This window comes from Paraburkholderia caribensis, assembly GCF_002902945.1.
Classification (GTDB): domain Bacteria; phylum Pseudomonadota; class Gammaproteobacteria; order Burkholderiales; family Burkholderiaceae; genus Paraburkholderia; species Paraburkholderia caribensis.
Genome location: NZ_CP026103.1, coordinates 815,831 through 831,505 on the forward strand (window position 1 = coordinate 815,831; position 15,675 = coordinate 831,505).

At 63.1% G+C, this 15,675-nt stretch carries 12 protein-coding genes; 9 read left to right on the forward strand and 3 right to left on the reverse strand.

Annotated elements, in window-relative coordinates:
• Nucleotides 1-203 precede the first annotated feature (203 nt).
• The 4 genes from C2L66_RS33140 to C2L66_RS33155 are packed head-to-tail and all read left to right on the forward strand — an operon-like array spanning nt 204 to nt 4,710.
• Nucleotides 204-962, forward strand: coding sequence for a DUF3348 domain-containing protein (locus C2L66_RS33140; RefSeq protein WP_060607791.1), 759 nt, complete (start codon nt 204-206; stop codon nt 960-962).
• Between the two features lie 10 nt (nt 963-972).
• Entirely contained in the window at nt 973-3,411 is a 2,439-nt protein-coding gene (locus C2L66_RS33145) for a DUF802 domain-containing protein (protein WP_060607794.1), read from the forward strand.
• Nucleotides 3,408-4,055: an OmpA family protein gene (locus tag C2L66_RS33150; protein WP_060607797.1), complete on the forward strand. Its 648-nt coding sequence runs from the start codon at nt 3,408-3,410 to the stop codon at nt 4,053-4,055. Before C2L66_RS33145 ends, C2L66_RS33150 begins: the two co-directional genes overlap by 4 nt.
• Complete coding sequence (locus tag C2L66_RS33155; RefSeq protein ID WP_060607800.1) at nt 4,048-4,710, forward strand: DUF2894 domain-containing protein; 663 nt, start codon at nt 4,048-4,050, stop codon at nt 4,708-4,710. The genes C2L66_RS33150 and C2L66_RS33155 overlap by 8 nt, the downstream gene beginning before the upstream one ends.
• Nucleotides 4,711-4,739: 29 nt before the next feature.
• Here the strand turns inward: C2L66_RS33155 and fusA are convergent, their stop codons facing one another.
• Nucleotides 4,740-6,785 (reverse strand): elongation factor G, encoded by a 2,046-nt coding sequence (gene fusA / locus C2L66_RS33160; RefSeq protein ID WP_054932043.1) that lies wholly within the window; start codon nt 6,783-6,785, stop codon nt 4,740-4,742.
• A 174-nt stretch (nt 6,786-6,959) separates the two neighbouring features.
• Here fusA and C2L66_RS33165 point away from each other — a divergent pair, with 174 nt between their 5' ends.
• Nucleotides 6,960-7,613, forward strand: a complete 654-nt coding sequence (locus C2L66_RS33165; RefSeq protein WP_060607803.1) for a DsbA family oxidoreductase — start codon at nt 6,960-6,962, stop codon at nt 7,611-7,613.
• 15 nt (nt 7,614-7,628) lie between these two features.
• On the opposite strand, the gene C2L66_RS33170 is transcribed toward C2L66_RS33165, so the two are convergent.
• Nucleotides 7,629-9,824 (reverse strand): TonB-dependent receptor, encoded by a 2,196-nt coding sequence (locus C2L66_RS33170; protein ID WP_060607806.1) that lies wholly within the window; start codon nt 9,822-9,824, stop codon nt 7,629-7,631.
• 337 nt (nt 9,825-10,161) lie between these two features.
• Here C2L66_RS33170 and C2L66_RS33175 point away from each other — a divergent pair, with 337 nt between their 5' ends.
• The 4 genes from C2L66_RS33175 (at nt 10,162) to C2L66_RS33190 (ending at nt 13,495) form a co-directional block, all read left to right on the forward strand.
• Nucleotides 10,162-10,755 carry a cytochrome b/b6 domain-containing protein gene (locus C2L66_RS33175; protein WP_060607807.1) on the forward strand — a complete coding sequence of 198 codons (594 nt, stop codon included), beginning with the start codon at nt 10,162-10,164 and terminating at the stop codon, nt 10,753-10,755.
• Nucleotides 10,756-10,758: 3 nt separating this feature from the next.
• Nucleotides 10,759-11,550 carry a molybdopterin-dependent oxidoreductase gene (locus C2L66_RS33180; protein WP_035995074.1) on the forward strand — a complete coding sequence of 264 codons (792 nt, stop codon included), beginning with the start codon at nt 10,759-10,761 and terminating at the stop codon, nt 11,548-11,550.
• Between the two features lie 54 nt (nt 11,551-11,604).
• Nucleotides 11,605-12,219, forward strand: a complete 615-nt coding sequence (locus C2L66_RS33185; RefSeq protein WP_060607809.1) for a hypothetical protein — start codon at nt 11,605-11,607, stop codon at nt 12,217-12,219.
• 127 nt (nt 12,220-12,346) lie between these two features.
• Entirely contained in the window at nt 12,347-13,495 is a 1,149-nt protein-coding gene (locus C2L66_RS33190) for an acyltransferase family protein (RefSeq protein ID WP_060607810.1), read from the forward strand.
• A 44-nt stretch (nt 13,496-13,539) separates the two neighbouring features.
• Here the strand turns inward: C2L66_RS33190 and C2L66_RS33195 are convergent, their stop codons facing one another.
• Nucleotides 13,540-15,462 carry an SMP-30/gluconolactonase/LRE family protein gene (locus C2L66_RS33195; RefSeq protein ID WP_060607814.1) on the reverse strand — a complete coding sequence of 641 codons (1,923 nt, stop codon included), beginning with the start codon at nt 15,460-15,462 and terminating at the stop codon, nt 13,540-13,542.
• Between the last annotated feature and the right edge of the window lie 213 nt (nt 15,463-15,675).

Sequence of the window (15,675 nt, forward strand, 5' to 3'; positions counted from 1 at the left end):
CCGTTTCGCGAGACGAGGCGTGGCTATCCGCGCTGCAAGGCCGCCGTCGCGAGCGCGCGACGGCGGTGGTGAATCCGTGTCTGCCAATGTTGGCCGGGGTTTGCGGCGGGTGCGGCATGCCGGCGGCACCCCGTCGACATCCCGTCTGGCGATCTCCGCTCCGGCAGCGCGTAAAATGCTGCCTTTTCGAGATTTCTGGTGGTATGGTTCAAGCCCTTCAGCGCACGGCGGTCAGCGGTCCGACGCTCGTCCGTCTGCTCGCACGCCTGACTGCCGCTGACGTTCCCGCCTCCAGCCAGTCCCTGTCGGACCAGTTGAGCCAATGGCTCGGCTGGACGGACGCGATTGCGCTTTCGACCGCGCTCAACAGCGCGCCGCCCGCCGTCGCGTCCGGCGCGCGGGGCGCGGGCAGCATGGAGCACGAGTGCGCGCGCGTGCGCGCGTCGCTGGCGGACGCGATTGCCGGAGACAGCGTGCTCGCACCGCGCCGGCGGCGCGGCAGCGCGCACCCGCAGAACGCGCACAACGCGCAGCCGCCCGAAGCGGAAGCCAATTACGCGGACTTTCGGCAGCGCTACCTGGCGTTGCAGCAGGCGATGGAAACCCGCATCGGCAGTCTGCGCGGGCGGCTGCGCAATATGGTGGCGGCCCAGACTTCCGAGATGACGCGGCTCGCGGTGGTCGACGCGATCATGGAGCGCTCGCTCGGCGCGCGCGAGCGCAGCCTGTTCGGCGCGGTGCCGGGTCTGCTCAGCGGTCATTTCGAGCGCCTGCGCCAGGCTGCACAGGCTGAGCACGACGCTGAGGTCACGCTGCCCACTGAGGCGGGGACGCAAGCCGCACCCCGGCCCGGCGCGTGGCTCGACGTGTTCCGCAAGGACATGCAGAGCGTGTTGCTTGCCGAACTCGACATTCGTTTTCAACCGGTCGAAGGGCTGCTGGCTGCCCTTCGCATCAGCTAACTGGGACAAGATGTCCAGATATCGCATTGATTTTGTCGTTGTTTTTCTCGTAGGTCTGGTGGTGGCCGGTTGGGTCGGCGCGGGCTACATCGTGTCGAATCCGCTGGCGCTCGCCGTCACGCTGCTGGTCGCTGGCTGCTATGTGGCAGGCGCGCTGGAACTGCAGCGGTATCAGGAGGCCACCGCGACGCTCACGCGCGCGCTCGCGGAACTGTCCGAAGCGCCGTCCCGGCTCGGGGTCTGGCTCGAACAGCTGCATCCCGGTTTGCGCAATCCGGTGCGCCTGCGCATCGAAGGCGAGCGCGTCGCGTTGCCGGGTCCGGCGCTCACGCCTTACCTGGTCGGGCTGCTGGTGCTGCTCGGCATGCTGGGCACGCTGCTCGGCATGGTGACGACGCTGCGGGGCACGGGCGCCGCGCTCGACAGCGCGACGGATCTGCAGGCGATCCGCGCGTCGCTGGCCGCGCCCGTGAAGGGCCTGGGCTTTGCGTTCGGCACCTCGATTGCGGGCGTGGCGACCTCGGCGATGCTCGGCTTGCTGTCGGCGTTGTGCCGCCGTGAGCGCGCCCACGCCGCGCAGCTGCTCGACACGAAGATCGCGACCACGTTGCGCGCCTTCTCGCAGAGCCAGAAGCGCGACGAGACCTTCAGGCTGCTGCAGCGCCAGGCGGACACGATGCCCGTGCTGGTCGACCGCCTTCAGGCGATGATGTCGACCATCGAGCAGCAGAGCCTCGCGCTGAACGAGCGGCTGATCTCGAACCAGCACGCCTTTCATGGACGCACGGAAGCGGCGTACGCGCGGCTGGTGTCGACGGTTGCGCAGTCGCTGAAGGACAGCGCGGCGGAAAGCGCGCGCGCGGCGGGCGCGGCATTGCAGCCGGCGATGGAAGCTACGATGGCCGGTCAGGCGCGCGAGATGGCGTCGCTGCGCGAGACTGTCGAGCACGCTGTGCAGCGGCAACTGGACGGCCTGACGACGGGTTTCGACGCGTCCACTGCGAACGTTGCGAAGCTATGGAACGAAGCGCTCGCGGGACACCGGAGCGCCAGCGAGTCGCTCGCACAGGATTTGCGCGTATCGCTGGAAGGCTTCAGCCAGACTTTCGAGCAACGCTCGACGGCACTGCTCGACGGCGTCTCCGCACGCCTCGACGCGACGGCGGGCCAGCTGTCGAGCGCGGCGGAAAGCGCGCGCGCGGCGGGCGCGGCATTGCAGCCGGCGATGCAGGCCACGATGGCCGCTCACGCGCTCGAAATGGCGTCGCTGCGCGAAACCGTCGAGCAGGCGGTGCAGCGGCAACTGGACGGCCTCTCGAACGGCTTCGAGTCGACCACGGCGAACGTGGCGAAACTCTGGAACGAAGCGCTCGAAGGACACCGGAGCGTGAGCGAGTCGCTGGCCAAGGATCTGCGCACGTCGCTGGAAGGCTTCACGCAGACTGTCGAGCAGCGCTCGACCGTTCTGCTCGACGGCGTGTCGACGCGCCTCGATGCCGCGGCGGGACAGGTTTCCCAAGCCTGGACGCAAGCACTCACCGAACAGGAGCGCATCGGCGAAAAGCTCGCGGAGCACAACCGCGAAGCGCTCACCACGGCGGCATCTGCCTTCGAGCAACATTCGGCAGCGCTGTTGCGCGCGGTCGATGAGTCGCATGCCGGTTTGCAGGCCGAACTGGCGTCGCGCGACCAGCAGCGTCTGGACGCATGGAGCGCATCGCTCGAAACGGTTGCGTCCACGTTGAGCCAGAAGTGGGACGAAACGGGCGAGCGCACCGCGAGCCGCCAGCAGGCAATCTGCGACACGCTCGCGCAGACCGCACGCGACATCTCGGCGCAGACGCAAGCCCACGCGAGCGGCACGATTGCGGAAATTTCGCGCCTTGTGGAGGCCGCGTCGGAAGCGCCGCGCGCGGCGGCGGAAGTCGTCGCCGAACTGCGGCAGAAGCTCTCCGACAGCATGGTCCGCGACACGGCGATGCTCGAAGAGCGCAGCCGTCTGCTCGCCACGCTCGAAACGCTGCTCGACGCCGTGAACCACGCATCGACCGAACAGCGCACGGCCGTCGATGCGCTCGTCGCGACGTCGGCGGGACTGCTGGAGCGCGTCGGCATGCAGTTCAACGACAAGGTCGAAACGGAGACCCGCAAGCTCGGCGACGTCGCCGCGCAGGTGGCGGGCAGCGCCGTCGAAGTGGCGAGCCTCGGCGAAGCATTCGGCATGGGCGTGCGGCTGTTCGGCGAATCGAACGACAAGCTGATGGCGCATCTGCAACGCATCGAGGCGGCGCTCGACAAGTCGCTGCTGCGTAGCGACGAGCAGCTTGCGTACTACGTCGCGCAGGCGCGGGAAGTGATCGACCTGAGCATGCTGTCGCAGAAGCAGATCGTCGAAGACCTGCAACAGCTGGCGGGTCAGCGCGCATCGGCTGGAGCCGACGCGGCATGAACGACGATATCGACGGCGGCGTCGAGCCAACGACGCCCATCTGGGCCGCGTTCAGCGATCTGATGTCGGTATTGCTGGGCGCGTTCGTGCTGATCCTGGTCGGCGTGATCGGCGTGCAACTGGAACTGTCCGCGCGGCTCGACGACGCCGTCAAGCAGCGGCAGATGGAAGCGCAGCGCCGCAAGACGCTGGAGCAGGCGCTCGCCGGGCCGCTCGCGGCCGGGCGCGTGACGCTGGTCAACGGGCGCATCGGCATCAGCGGCAACGTGCTGTTCGCGTTGAACTCCGACCAGTTGCAGCCGCAGGGGCGCGATCTGCTGAAGAGCCTGGCCGGGCCGTTGTCCGCCTATCTGCGCTCGCACGACGAAATCCTGATGGTCAGCGGCTTTGCCGACGATCAGCAGGTGCGCTCCGGCAACCGGCGTTTCGCGGACAACTGGGAACTGTCGGCGCAGCGTGCGCTGACGGTGACGCGGTCGTTCATCGATGCGGGCGTGCCTGCGTCGTCGGTGTTCGCGGCGGCGTTTGGCTCGGAGCAGCCGGTCAGCTCGAACGCCGATAGTGAAGGGCGGGCGAAGAACCGTCGCGTGGAAATTGCGGCGGTGCCGAGGCCCGCGTCGTCGGGCGGCGGGAACCGTGAGTAACGACCACGCAACCGGGGAAGAAACCGCACGCGGCAGCGACGCGCAGACGACGCTCGACGCCTGGCGCGAGCAGGGCGGCGACCGGCTCGATCCGCTGCGTTTTCATTTCATCGCGGCGCTCGCGCGGCGGGCAGCCGCGCACGAAGGCGAAGCGCGCCGCATGCTCGACGCGCGTCTGTCGGCCTTGCTCGAAGCCTATGCCGCCGATCTCGCGGGCCGGGCGCCGGCGGCACAGGCGCCCGAGTGCGCCGCTGTGCCGTGCAGGCCCGCGCGTGGACCGCTCGGGGAACTGGCCGACTACATCGCGAGCCACCCGCAGGCGGGCGACGAGCGCGTCCCGCTCAACGCCGCCGTCCGCTCCGAATTGAAGGCGCTCGATTACTTCCGCGAAACCTGGTCCAGGGTCAGCGCCGAGAAACAGGTGCGCGTGTCGCTCGAACAGGTGCCGGGCAATGCCGGGCCGCTCAATTCGAGCAGCCTCGTGCATCGGTCGCTGTCGCTGATGCGCGAGTTGTCGCCGGGCTATCTGCAGCAGTTCCTCGCCTACGTGGATGCGTTGTCGTGGATGGAGCAGATGACGGGCGGCGCGTTGCCCGTCAAGGATGCGCCGCGCCCCGCGAGCGCGAAGAAGGGCGCGCGCGGCAAGGCGCGCTAGCCACTGTCCCGGGTCGCCGCACGGGCGTCTCAGGCCGTATCGGATTGCTTCTTGTATTGCGATGCGAGCTTGTCCTGCTGGTTCGGCGGAACAGGGTCGTAATGGCTCAATTCGATGCTGTAATTGCCATGCCCGCCCGCAATCGCATTCAGGCGCGATTGATAGTCGGCCAGTTCCGATAGTGGCACTTTCCCCGCCACGACCACGGCCCGGCCCGCCAGATTGCGCGTGCCCTGAACCTGCGCGCGACGCGACGACAGATCGCCGATGATGTCGCCCATCGTCGTCTCGGGCGTCATCACCTCGATGTTCACGATCGGTTCGAGCAGGATCGGCTGCGCCTTGAGCACGGCGTCGATGAACGCCTTGCGGCCTGCCGTGACGAACGCGACTTCCTTTGAATCGACAGGGTGGCTCTTGCCGTCGAACACGGTGATCCGTACGTCCTGCATCGGAAAGCCCGCAAGCGGGCCGTTCTCGATCACCTGCAAGATGCCTTTTTCGACGGCGGGCATGAACTGGCCCGGAATCGCGCCGCCTTTCACGGCATCGACGAATTCGTAGCCCGCGCCGCGCGGCAACGGCTCGACGCGCAGCATCACTTCACCGAACTGGCCTGCGCCGCCCGTCTGCTTCTTGTGCCGATGATGCCCTTCGGCCTTGCCGCCAATCGTCTCGCGGTACGCGATCTTCGGCGGCCGCGTGATGACGCCGAGCTTGTATTGATCGGCGAGCCGCTCCAGCATGTGCCGCAGATGCAGTTCGCCCAGTCCGCGCACGACGGTCTCGTTGGTGCCGACGGGATGTTCGATCTTCAGGCAAGGGTCTTCCGCCGCGAGCTTTTGCAGGATCTCCCACAGCCGCTGCTCGTTGCCGCGCCGCTCCGGCTCGATGGCGAGGCCGTAGATCGGCGTGGGGAACGCGAGCGGCGCGAGGTGGATGTTGCCGTCTTCGGGGGCGTCGTGCAGCACGGCGTCGAACGAAATCTCGTCGATTTTCGCTGTCGCGCAGATATCGCCCGGTCCCGCCTGCGCGATCTCCTCGTGATCCTTGCCCTGCAACAGCATCAGATGCGCGACGCGAAAGGGCTGGCGCGCGTCCCCTATATAGAGCTGGCTGTCGCGCCGCACCGTGCCCTGATGGATGCGGAACACGGCCATCTTGCCGATATACGGGTCGATCACGATCTTGAACACATGCGCGAGCACATGTTTGCTGGGATCGGGCTCGGCCTGCACTGTCTCGCGCCGTCCGTCGACATCGCGATAGAAGAGTGGCGGATTGCCTTCGAGCGGATTGGGCAACAGCTTCACGAACACGTCGAGCAGTTCGCGGATGCCCGCGCCCGTCGCCGACGACGTGAAGCACACGGGCACCAGATGCCCTTCGCGCAATGCACGCTCGAACGGTTCGTGCAGTTGTTCCGGCTGGACTGCTTCGCCCTGTTCGAGATACAGCTCCATCAGCTTCGCGTCGAGTTCGATCACCTGATCGACGAGCGCGTTATGCGCGGATTCCACCGTCAGCAGATCGGATTCGCCGGACGGATTGAAGAAGCAGTCGACGACGGCCGTCGCGCCTTGCGCGGGCAGGTTGATGGGCAGACAGTCCTTGCCGAACGTCTCCTGGATCTCCTGGAGCAGGCCGGGCAGATCGACCTTTTCGCCGTCGATGCCGTTCACCACGATGATCCGGCACAGCTTGCGCGCCTCGGCCCACGCCATCATGCGGCGCGTGGTCATTTCGATGCCGGTGCGCGCGTTGATCACGATCGCGACGGTTTCGACGGCGGGCAGCGCACTGATGGAAAGGCCGGAGAAGTCGGGGTAGCCGGGCGTGTCGGCGAGGTAGATGCGGGTGTTCTGGTAATGCAGGTGGGCGATCGCGGAAGAAAGCGAGTGGTGGTATTTGCGCTCCAGCGGATCGAAGTCGCAGACCGTCGAGCCCCGGTCGACGCTGCCTGCCGCGTGGATCGCGCCGCCTTCCTTCAGCAGCGCCTCGATCAACGAGGTCTTGCCGCAACCGGCGTGGCCGACCAGCGCGATGGTACGGATGGCTTCGGGTGGGTAATCCATGGCCGTCCTCATTCTGCGACAGTTATTGGGCCATTATTGGTGAAAATGACGCCGCCTGCCAGAAGACACGCGCGAATTCGCGAATTCGGGTATGTTGCGGCGCAGTAGAAAACGGCCGCGCCTGTTTCTGATAAGGTGGTCCGATCCACACAACATTCATTGGGTCCGCAACACATGACGCAACAACTCAGAATCGATTTTGTCTCCGATATCGCCTGCCCGTGGTGTGCGATCGGGCTTTCGTCGCTCCAGCTTGCGCTGTCGCGTCTCGGCGAAGCGGTGGATGTCGAGATCGTCATGCATCCGTTCGAACTGAATCCGCAGATGGGGCCGGAAGGCGAGGCGATCGTCGATTATCTCGGCAAGAAATATGGCCGCACGCCGGCGCAGATCGAAGAGACGCAGGCAATGATCCGCGAGCGCGGCGCGAGCGTCGGCTTTGCGTTCGGCGCGCGCAACTATGTGTACAACACGTTCGACGCCCACCGGCTGCTGTATTGGGCAGGTATCGAAGGCAAGCAGTTGCCGTTGAAGCGCGCGCTGTTGCAGGCGTATCACGGCGACGGCAAGGACCCGAGTAATCGCGATGTGCTGGTCGAGGCCGCGCAATCTGTCGGCCTCGATGCGGCGAAAGCACGCGACGTGCTGAACGGCAACGACTATGCCGACGAAGTGCGCGCCGAAGAGCAGCAGTTTCAGGCCATGGGCATTCAGTCCGTTCCGTCGATCGTGTTCAACCAGAAGTATCTGGTGACGGGCGGACAACCCGTCGAAGCGTTCGAGCAGGTCATCCAGCAGATTCTTGCCGAAGAGGAAGCGGGCGCTTAAGCGCTTTCTGAAGTATCAGAAGTATTTCGTCGCGCCCGCATACACCGCGAAATGCGGCGCGTACTGCGGTGCGCCGACCCCGATGCCCGAGCCGTCGCGCAGTTCGTAGACGCGGTTGAAGGCGTTGACGACGACCAGACGCGCGTCGAACTTGCCGATCAGCGGCTGGTTGAAATGCTGGATCACCCCGAGGTTGACCTGAGCATAGACGGGCAGACGGTCCGTATTGGCAAAGCCGCTGCGCAGTCCGCTGCCGACCAGCCCGTCGAACGTGAAGGTGGTTCTGCCGAGATCGTAGGTCCCGCCGAACGAAGCCGTCACGCGCTGATCGTGATCGAGAAACACCCAATGGCTGTTGATGAAGGCCAGTTCGTCGGGATCGAAGTTGAACTGCGCCGAACTGATCTGCTTGCCCTGCGCCCGGCTATACGCCAGGTTCAGATAAGCGGAGACGTTGTCGCGCCTGAAGTTCGCCGTGAATTCGACGCCGTATGTTTTTCCGTATTGATAGTTGAACGGCGTGAAGATCAGGGCCGAGCCGAATTGTCCTTCGTCGAGCAGATTGGTCGACTTCTTGTAGTACGCATCGAGGCCGAGCGTCAGCGCTGAACCAAGCTTTTGCGTCACGCCGATATCGAAGTAATGGCTGCGTTCCGGCTGCACGGGATCGTTCTGGCTGGACGGACTCTGGTTCGTCGTGCCGTTGAACTTCGAGATCGTCGAGCCGGAGACCAGCTCGAATGCGGGCGGCGTGAAATAGCGTGCGTAGCCGGCGTGCACGGTGGTCGTGGGTGTGAGCGTGTAGACCGCGCCGATGCGCGGGCTCAACTGACTCGCGCTCGTGTACTCGTCCATCCGGTCGTAGCGCAGACCGTAGTTCACTGTGAGGCGGTCGGTGACCTTCCATTCGTCTTGTGCGTACAAGCTGTACAGGTAGCCCGTTTTGCTGCTGTTGTCCTGAATGTTGAACGGTTGATCCGAGAGCTGGTTACCGTTTTCATCGACGGCGAAGACGTTCACGCTGTTGTTGAATACCGCGTGCTCCTGCTGGAAGAACAGGCCCGCGCGCACCGTGTGTTTGTCGTTCAGACGCCAGGTGGTATCGACTTGCGCGCCATTGGCAGAGTTGCTGTGAAAGTCTTGCGCCGCGACGCCGTTGAACAGAAGATCGCCGACGGGGTCCGGGTTGAACTGCGTGCGCGTGTAACGCGTGAAAAACGCGACCTGATAATCGAATGCGCCGCCATTCGTGCCTTGCAACGCGATGGCTGCGAAGTTGTTCAGCTCGGATTGGGTTTCGTTGAGTTGCGATGAATCGAACGTGTTGTTGCCGTTGAGCGTGAAGCTGGTCGGCAGGCCGGGCGTATTCGGAATTTCGAACTGGTTGCTGGTCGTGCCGAACAGCAGACTCACGCGCGTCAGCGGATTGATGATGTACGACAGATAACCAAACGCGTCGCCTTGCCGCGTGTGATCGTGAATGGCGTTGGCGCTCGCGGTCGGGTTTTCGATGCCCAGATTGTTCATGCCCAGCGAGCCGCTCAGATAGTAGCTGAACGGGCCCTTGCTGCCATAGACGTCGGCGCTGGTCTTGATGGTCTGATGGCTGCCGCCGAACACGTCGATCGAGCCGCCGTTGCCCGTGTCGCCTGTTTTGGTGCGGATATCGACGATGCCCGCTGTCCGGTAGCCGTATTGCGCGGGCAGTGCGCCCGTCAGCAGATTGACCTGATCGATGATGCGCGTGTCGAGCGATTGACCGAATCCGCTGATCGGCTCCGGAATGATGATGCCGTTGATCCGGTATTGCAGGTTCGCGTGATCGCCGCGTACATGCAACTGGCCGTATGAATCCGCAGCGACGCCGGGTGCCTGCAAAAGCACCTGATTGAGCGGCGTATTCTGGCCGGCGGGCAGGGCGTCGATGTCGTCCTGTGTGAAACGATAGACGCTGCTGCCCGTTTCGGGCAACAAGCCGTTGCGAACGTCATCGAGACGTTTGGCGCTCACCTTCACGTCGGTCATCTCGGTTGGATCGGCGATATTCCCTGCTGACGCGGAAGGGTCCGTCGCCGCCGATGCCCGCGAAGCGGCACTGAACAGAAGCAGCGTGGCGGCCATCACGTGAGTGTGTTTGCGCATTTTGTTTTGATTGACTGTCGTTGAAATCTTGTTCGATTCGTTTTCACGGCGCGAGCGCACCCGATCCATAGGAATCCTATGAATGGACTATGTGGCAGGCTTGTTTTCGAATCGCTTACGCGATGATCTTGTTGTGACTCTCCGTCCTCTCGTCGTGACGAAAGGCAATGTCGGCGATGTTATAACATAACATTAAAGCGATGCAAGCACCGTGTACCGTCCAGCAGACATGCCGTCCGCGGTGCCATTGCAAGCCAATCGCAAGAAAAAAATCTGACGACGCGACGGAATAAGCATCGATCGACTGCGTTAGCCCATATGTCGCGGTGCCTGCCGCGCGCGTGTGCGCATTGCCCGTTGTGGATCGCAGGGCGCGCGAAACAACAACATCAAACCTGGAGTGGTCTTGAGTCACAACACGGTTCAACCGGGGTGGGTGCGGATTACGCACTGGATCAATGCTTTGGCCGTCGTGCTGATGGTCATGAGCGGCTGGCAGATTTACGATGCGTCGCCGATCTTTCCCGTCATCCAGTTTTCTCCTTCGATCACGCTAGGCGGCTGGCTTGGCGGCGCGCTGCAATGGCACTTCGCGGTGATGTGGCTGCTGGTGGCGAACTTCATCGTGTATCTGGCGGCGAATCTTGCGTCGGGTCGCTTTCGACGCAAGCTGTTGCCGCTCAAGCCAAAACAACTCGCCGCCGATCTGATCGCGGTCTTGCGCGGACGTCTGAAGCACGACGACCTCGCGCAATACAACGCGATACAAAAGCTCGCCTATCTCGTGGTAATCGCCGATATCGTGCTGATCGTGCTGTCGGGGCTCGCGGTGTGGAAATCCGTGCAGTTTCCGCTGCTGCGCACGCTGCTGGGCGGTTATGACAATGCACGCATCGTGCACTTCGTCTGCATGAGCGTGCTGGTCGTGTTCTTCGTCGTGCATGTCGTGATGGTCGCGCTCGTGCCGCGCTCGCTGCTGCTGATGATCCGGGGGCGCTGAATCATGACGATCCGAAAACGCACTCCGCAGCCGGGCTCTTTTCTCGCGACGCACGGCGAGTCGATCATCCGCGATGCGCAGCGCGAACTCAAATCACCCGCGCGACGACTGTTCGGGCAGCGGCTGCTGACGCTGGGCGGCATCGCGCTGTTGTCAGGATGCGACCTGACGAACGACAAGGCAGTGAATACGGCGCTGCGCCGCATTTCGTTTTTCAACGACGACGTGCAGGCGTTGCTGTTCGACCCGAACACACTCGCGCCGACCTATCCCGAGTCGATGATCACGCGGCCGTTTCCGTTCAACGCGTTCTACGACATCGACGAAGTGCCCGAAGTCGACGCCGCGAGTTATCGCTTGCAGATCAGCGGACTCGCGCATGGCAAGCGCGTGTGGACCCTCGACGAACTGCGCGCGCTGCCGCAGGAAAGCCAGATCACGCGGCATATCTGTATCGAAGGATGGAGCGCGATCGGACATTGGGGCGGCGTGCGCTTCTCCGATTTCCTGCGTCGCGCGGGCGCGGATACGAGCGCGAAGTATGTGTCGCTACGTTGCGCGGACAACTATTGGACCAGCATCGACATGCCGACCGCGTTGCACGCGCAGACGCTGCTCACGCTCACTTACGACGGCGACGTGCTGCCGCCCAAGTACGGCTTTCCGATGAAGCTGCGCATGCCCACCAAACTCGGCTACAAGAATCCGAAGCATATCGTCGCCATCGAAATCACGAACCAGTATCCGGGCGGCTACTGGGAGAACCAGGGCTACAACTGGTTCGGCGGTTCGTGACGCATTGACCTTGTTCTCTCTCGTTACACTTAAACCAAACCGTTGGGAGTTTTCATGTCTTTCCGCATCAAACTCGGCGCCACAGTTCTGACAGCCACGCTTGCGACGGCTGCGTTCGCGCAGGCGCCCGCCACCAAGCCCGCGCGCATCCGCGGCGAAATCGTGTCGCTCGACGGCGACACGCTCAAGGTCCATCGCCGCAGCGGCGACACGGTGTCGATCGAAGTGAAGCCGGCCTTGAACGTTTCTGCCGTCAAGGCAATTCAACTGTCCGATATCAAGCCGGGCACCTTCATCGGCACGGCAGCGACCACGGGCACCGACGGCAAGCTGACGGCAACGGAAGTCGTGGTATTCCCCGAGTCCGCGCGCGGCACCGGCGAAGGGCATTACGACTGGGACCTCGGACCGAACAGTTCGATGACCAACGCCAACGTCGACACCGTGGTTCAAAGCACGAGCGGGCGTGACCTGAAGCTGTCGTACAAGGGCGGCAGCAATGTCGTGACCGTGCCGCCCAACGTGCCCGTCGTGACGTTCACGCCTGCCACGCACGGCGATCTGACGCCGGGCAAGAAGGTGTTCGTGGTCGCGACGCCGGCTTCGCAGGGCAGCTACGTCGCACAACGCGTCGTGGTCGAGAAGGATGGCGTCGCGCCGCCGATGTAATTGCTGCAAGAGCCGTTTGAGCATGTCAGGCTCAAACGGCGCTAAATAATTTCGCCAATTATTTTCCATTTTTGTTATTGGCTGCGACGATAAGATCGACGCAGCCGTAATAAAAGGGGCGAAAAAAATGGCGATTACCTTGAACCTGCCGGCGTCGGCCAATTCCGGAAAGTCCTTAAAAATCGACGCCATTCGTTTCCTCGCGGCGTTCTGGGTACTGATGTACCACTTCAAGCCACCCCTTTTTCGCGAACTCTTGCCGCATCGGCTATCGTTTCTGGGCGGCGCGCTGTGGTCCGGATCGACGGCATTATTCGCCGGGCCTGCCGCTGTCATCGTGTTCTTCGTGATCTCCGGCTATTGCATTCACGCGGCATATCACAAGGACGTCGCGCTCAAGCCAGTCAACTATTACGCGTCGCGGTTCATCCGTATCGGATTGCCGCTCGTGGTGCTGCTATGCGTCGTTCAGCCATTGCCGACGGGACAGAATTATCTGGAGTCGGTGTTGTGGTCGCTTTACTGCGAGATGGTGTATTACGCGGTCTATCCACTGTTGCGGCCGCGCTTTCACTATATCGGCGAAATGATCGCCGGCTGTGCGGTGATGGCGGCTGCGATGGTTGCGTGTGTGCGGCTGTTCGGGCATCCCGTCTGTCATGGTTGCGTGTATGAAACCTATCGCGTTCCGGGCACGGCCTTGCTGTACGCAGCCGGCTGGATTTCAGGCTGCCTGATCGCGGAGACGCAGCGCAACGCCGCACAGTTTCAGATTCGTGGCGCGTATTCGCCACTGACAATGGCGATGCGGCGCGGCCTGGATGCGAGCGTGCGGCTGCTTGCCAACCATCTCGTCGTGCTGAGAATGGTGGTCGTTGCGGCAGGCGCCGCCGTGATGATTCTGCTGTCGGAGTCGAGTCTCAAACCGGCCGCGCTACCCTTGATCACACCGGATATCACGCTGCCGGTATTTCAGGTCCTCGCGGCAATCTGGATCGCAACGGAAACCGCGACGCCGTCCAGATCAGGTGTGTGGATAGTGCTGGCTGCCTGCGGCGCGTGGTCGTACAGCCTTTATCTTTGCCACAAGACCGCACTGGCGCTACTCGAAATGACGGCATTCGACGAAACCTCGCGCTATGCATGGTTCGTCGAAGTGGCGTTGGCCTTTGCGATCAGCTATGCGTTCTACCGGATCGTCGAAAAGCCTTCGCACCTCATTTCGCAGCGGCTGCGAAAGTACACGCCGGACGTGCCGGGCGCGCCCGCGGCCTGAGCCGCAGCGGCGCCGCCCCTGCGCAAAGACGTTGCGCCGCGACGTTACGGCATCCAGCGATAAACAATGATGCTCGATCCGTTGTAGTTGTCTTTCGTGACCACGTATTCGCCCGTCGATCTGAGGTAAGCCCTGAGGCCGTACATTGAGTCGACATCGTTGCCGACGTCCACGTTGCCCGGGTTCGAATTGGTCAGCGTGGTGTCGAGGCGGCCCGTGGTGAGATTGAAGGCATCGATGTTCGGCACGGTGTGCACATATCCGACGAACAGATAGTTGCCCGCCGCCGTCATCGACTTCGCATTCGCGCTGGTGAGATTGATCACCGGGTCGGGCCGCGTCATGTTGCCCGCGCTCCAGCCGTGATACACCTCGATCCGCGTATTCATCGCGGTCCAGTCCCAGCTGCCCGCGATGCCTTGCGCAAGAATCATCGTGTCGCTCTCGGCGAGATAGATGATGCGCGTCAACGGGCGGATGCTCGCGGGAATCGGCAATGCGATGCCGGGTCCCCAGGCCGGCTTGCCGTATCCATCGAAGCCCGTCAGCGGATAGTGATAGATATGATTCGTCCGATCGAGCCCGGCCCACACATCGCCCCGGCTGTCGATGCTGAAGCCGCCCGTCACGGCGCGCGTCGTATTGAACGCGGCACCCGGCAACGAAGCGTCCGGCACGGCGATATAACCCTTCGACGGTTCGAAATGGAAAAAGTAGAAGATGGCCGGGTTCTGCCCTGACGCGACGAGAATCCGGTTGCCGCCGACGCTGACGAGCTGGCCGAAGTGCTCGTCGCGCTGCGTGTCGTTGACGTTGAGGCGCGGGTCGTTGGGATACGAGAAGGGATCGACGGTATTCGCGACGAAGGTGCCGCCCGCCGTGCCCGAATAGATGTTCGTGCCGCTATAGAACAATGCGCCATCCGTCATGGGGTCCGGCGCTGCGACGGCTTCGAAGTTGAGTGACTGCAGCTTCCATAGCAGGCTGCCTGCGCTGTTATACGCGTGAATATCCGTGCCGCCGTTACGGCCGAGATCCCAGCCGCCGCCCCACGGATTGTTGAGCACGTACAGATTGCCGGCCGAGTCCTTGCCGATGCCTTCGATACGCGTAAAGCGCTTGTCGCCGACCTGGCCTTTGACGCCCGTCGTGGCGTCGAGATAGCCGCCCTGGACGCCGAAGGTGCCGGCCAGTTGCGGCGCGCCGGTCGTGCTGTAGAGCTTGATGTTCATATCGGGGCCTTCGTCGCCGACCATCAGCAGACCCGTCGATGCATCGAAGTACAAGGCGGAAGGGCGCGAGGTCGCGGGCATCTGGATCGTGTTGAGCAAGGCGCCCGTGGGACCGTATTCGACGACGACGCCCGCGCTCTTGCGCGCCACCCAGAGATTGCCCGCGCTATCCAGCGCGAGCGCCCCGGGCCCCGCGACGCTGAAGTCCTGCTGCCATGCGCCATCCGTCGTGAAGACGCGCACGCGATTGCCGAAGAAATCGCTCGCATAGAGCAACGAGCCCGCCGTTGCGAGTCCCGTGATCGCATCGGCGCGGGTCACCGCGTTCCATGTGCTGACGTTGATGACGAGATCGCGTGTGCCAGTCGCGCGGTTGTAGCGGCCGACGCCGCCGCTGCCGTATTGCGTGCCCGCCTGCATCGCCGCGAAAATCGACGTCGCATTGCCGGTAATGGCGCCGCCCTGGAACTCGCTATGGATACCCATCGATCCGATGCTTTGTCCGTTCTGGTAAAGCGCGACGCCGCCTTCGTTCTCGTCCCACATCGACGCCGTATAGACGATACCTTCGGGCGCAACCCACATCGAACGCGCGGCATTGCCGACGTGCGCCGCGAGCGTGCCATAGGTATTCGCGAGCCAGTCGGTCGTGTATTGCGCATGGGAGACGCAGGCGCTCATCGCGATGAATGTGCCGAAGAACAGGGTGTGCAGCCGTATTCGTTTGTTGTGCATGCGATAGGTTCTCTGGCGTCGATCGATCGGATAATTGAATGAAATCGTGCATGGGCCATGCACGAAATTTTAAGTGCCCATTTATTCGAACGGGTATCGATATCCGAACGTGGGTGCAGAAAAAATAATGTTCGATGCTGCCCGCATGGCCAGCACGCATGCGGCAATACGAAAAACCCTTCAATCGATGCATGCCGCACTAGAATGGGTTAC

Excerpts from the sequence above, each read along its gene's own strand:
- C2L66_RS33185 (WP_060607809.1), top strand. The coding sequence starts at position 11,605 with ATGTCTTTCCGCATCAAACTCGGCGCCACAGTTCTGACAGCCACGCTT.
- C2L66_RS33150 (WP_060607797.1), top strand. The coding sequence starts at position 3,408 with ATGAACGACGATATCGACGGCGGCGTCGAGCCAACGACGCCCATCTGG.
- C2L66_RS33145 (WP_060607794.1), top strand. The coding sequence starts at position 973 with ATGTCCAGATATCGCATTGATTTTGTCGTTGTTTTTCTCGTAGGTCTG.
- C2L66_RS33190 (WP_060607810.1), top strand. The coding sequence starts at position 12,347 with ATGGCGATTACCTTGAACCTGCCGGCGTCGGCCAATTCCGGAAAGTCC.
- C2L66_RS33165 (WP_060607803.1), top strand. The coding sequence starts at position 6,960 with ATGACGCAACAACTCAGAATCGATTTTGTCTCCGATATCGCCTGCCCG.
- C2L66_RS33140 (WP_060607791.1), top strand. The coding sequence starts at position 204 with ATGGTTCAAGCCCTTCAGCGCACGGCGGTCAGCGGTCCGACGCTCGTC.
- C2L66_RS33180 (WP_035995074.1), top strand. The coding sequence starts at position 10,759 with ATGACGATCCGAAAACGCACTCCGCAGCCGGGCTCTTTTCTCGCGACG.
- fusA (WP_054932043.1), bottom strand. The coding sequence starts at position 6,785 with ATGGATTACCCACCCGAAGCCATCCGTACCATCGCGCTGGTCGGCCAC.
- C2L66_RS33170 (WP_060607806.1), bottom strand. The coding sequence starts at position 9,824 with ATGGATCGGGTGCGCTCGCGCCGTGAAAACGAATCGAACAAGATTTCA.
- C2L66_RS33195 (WP_060607814.1), bottom strand. The coding sequence starts at position 15,462 with ATGCACAACAAACGAATACGGCTGCACACCCTGTTCTTCGGCACATTC.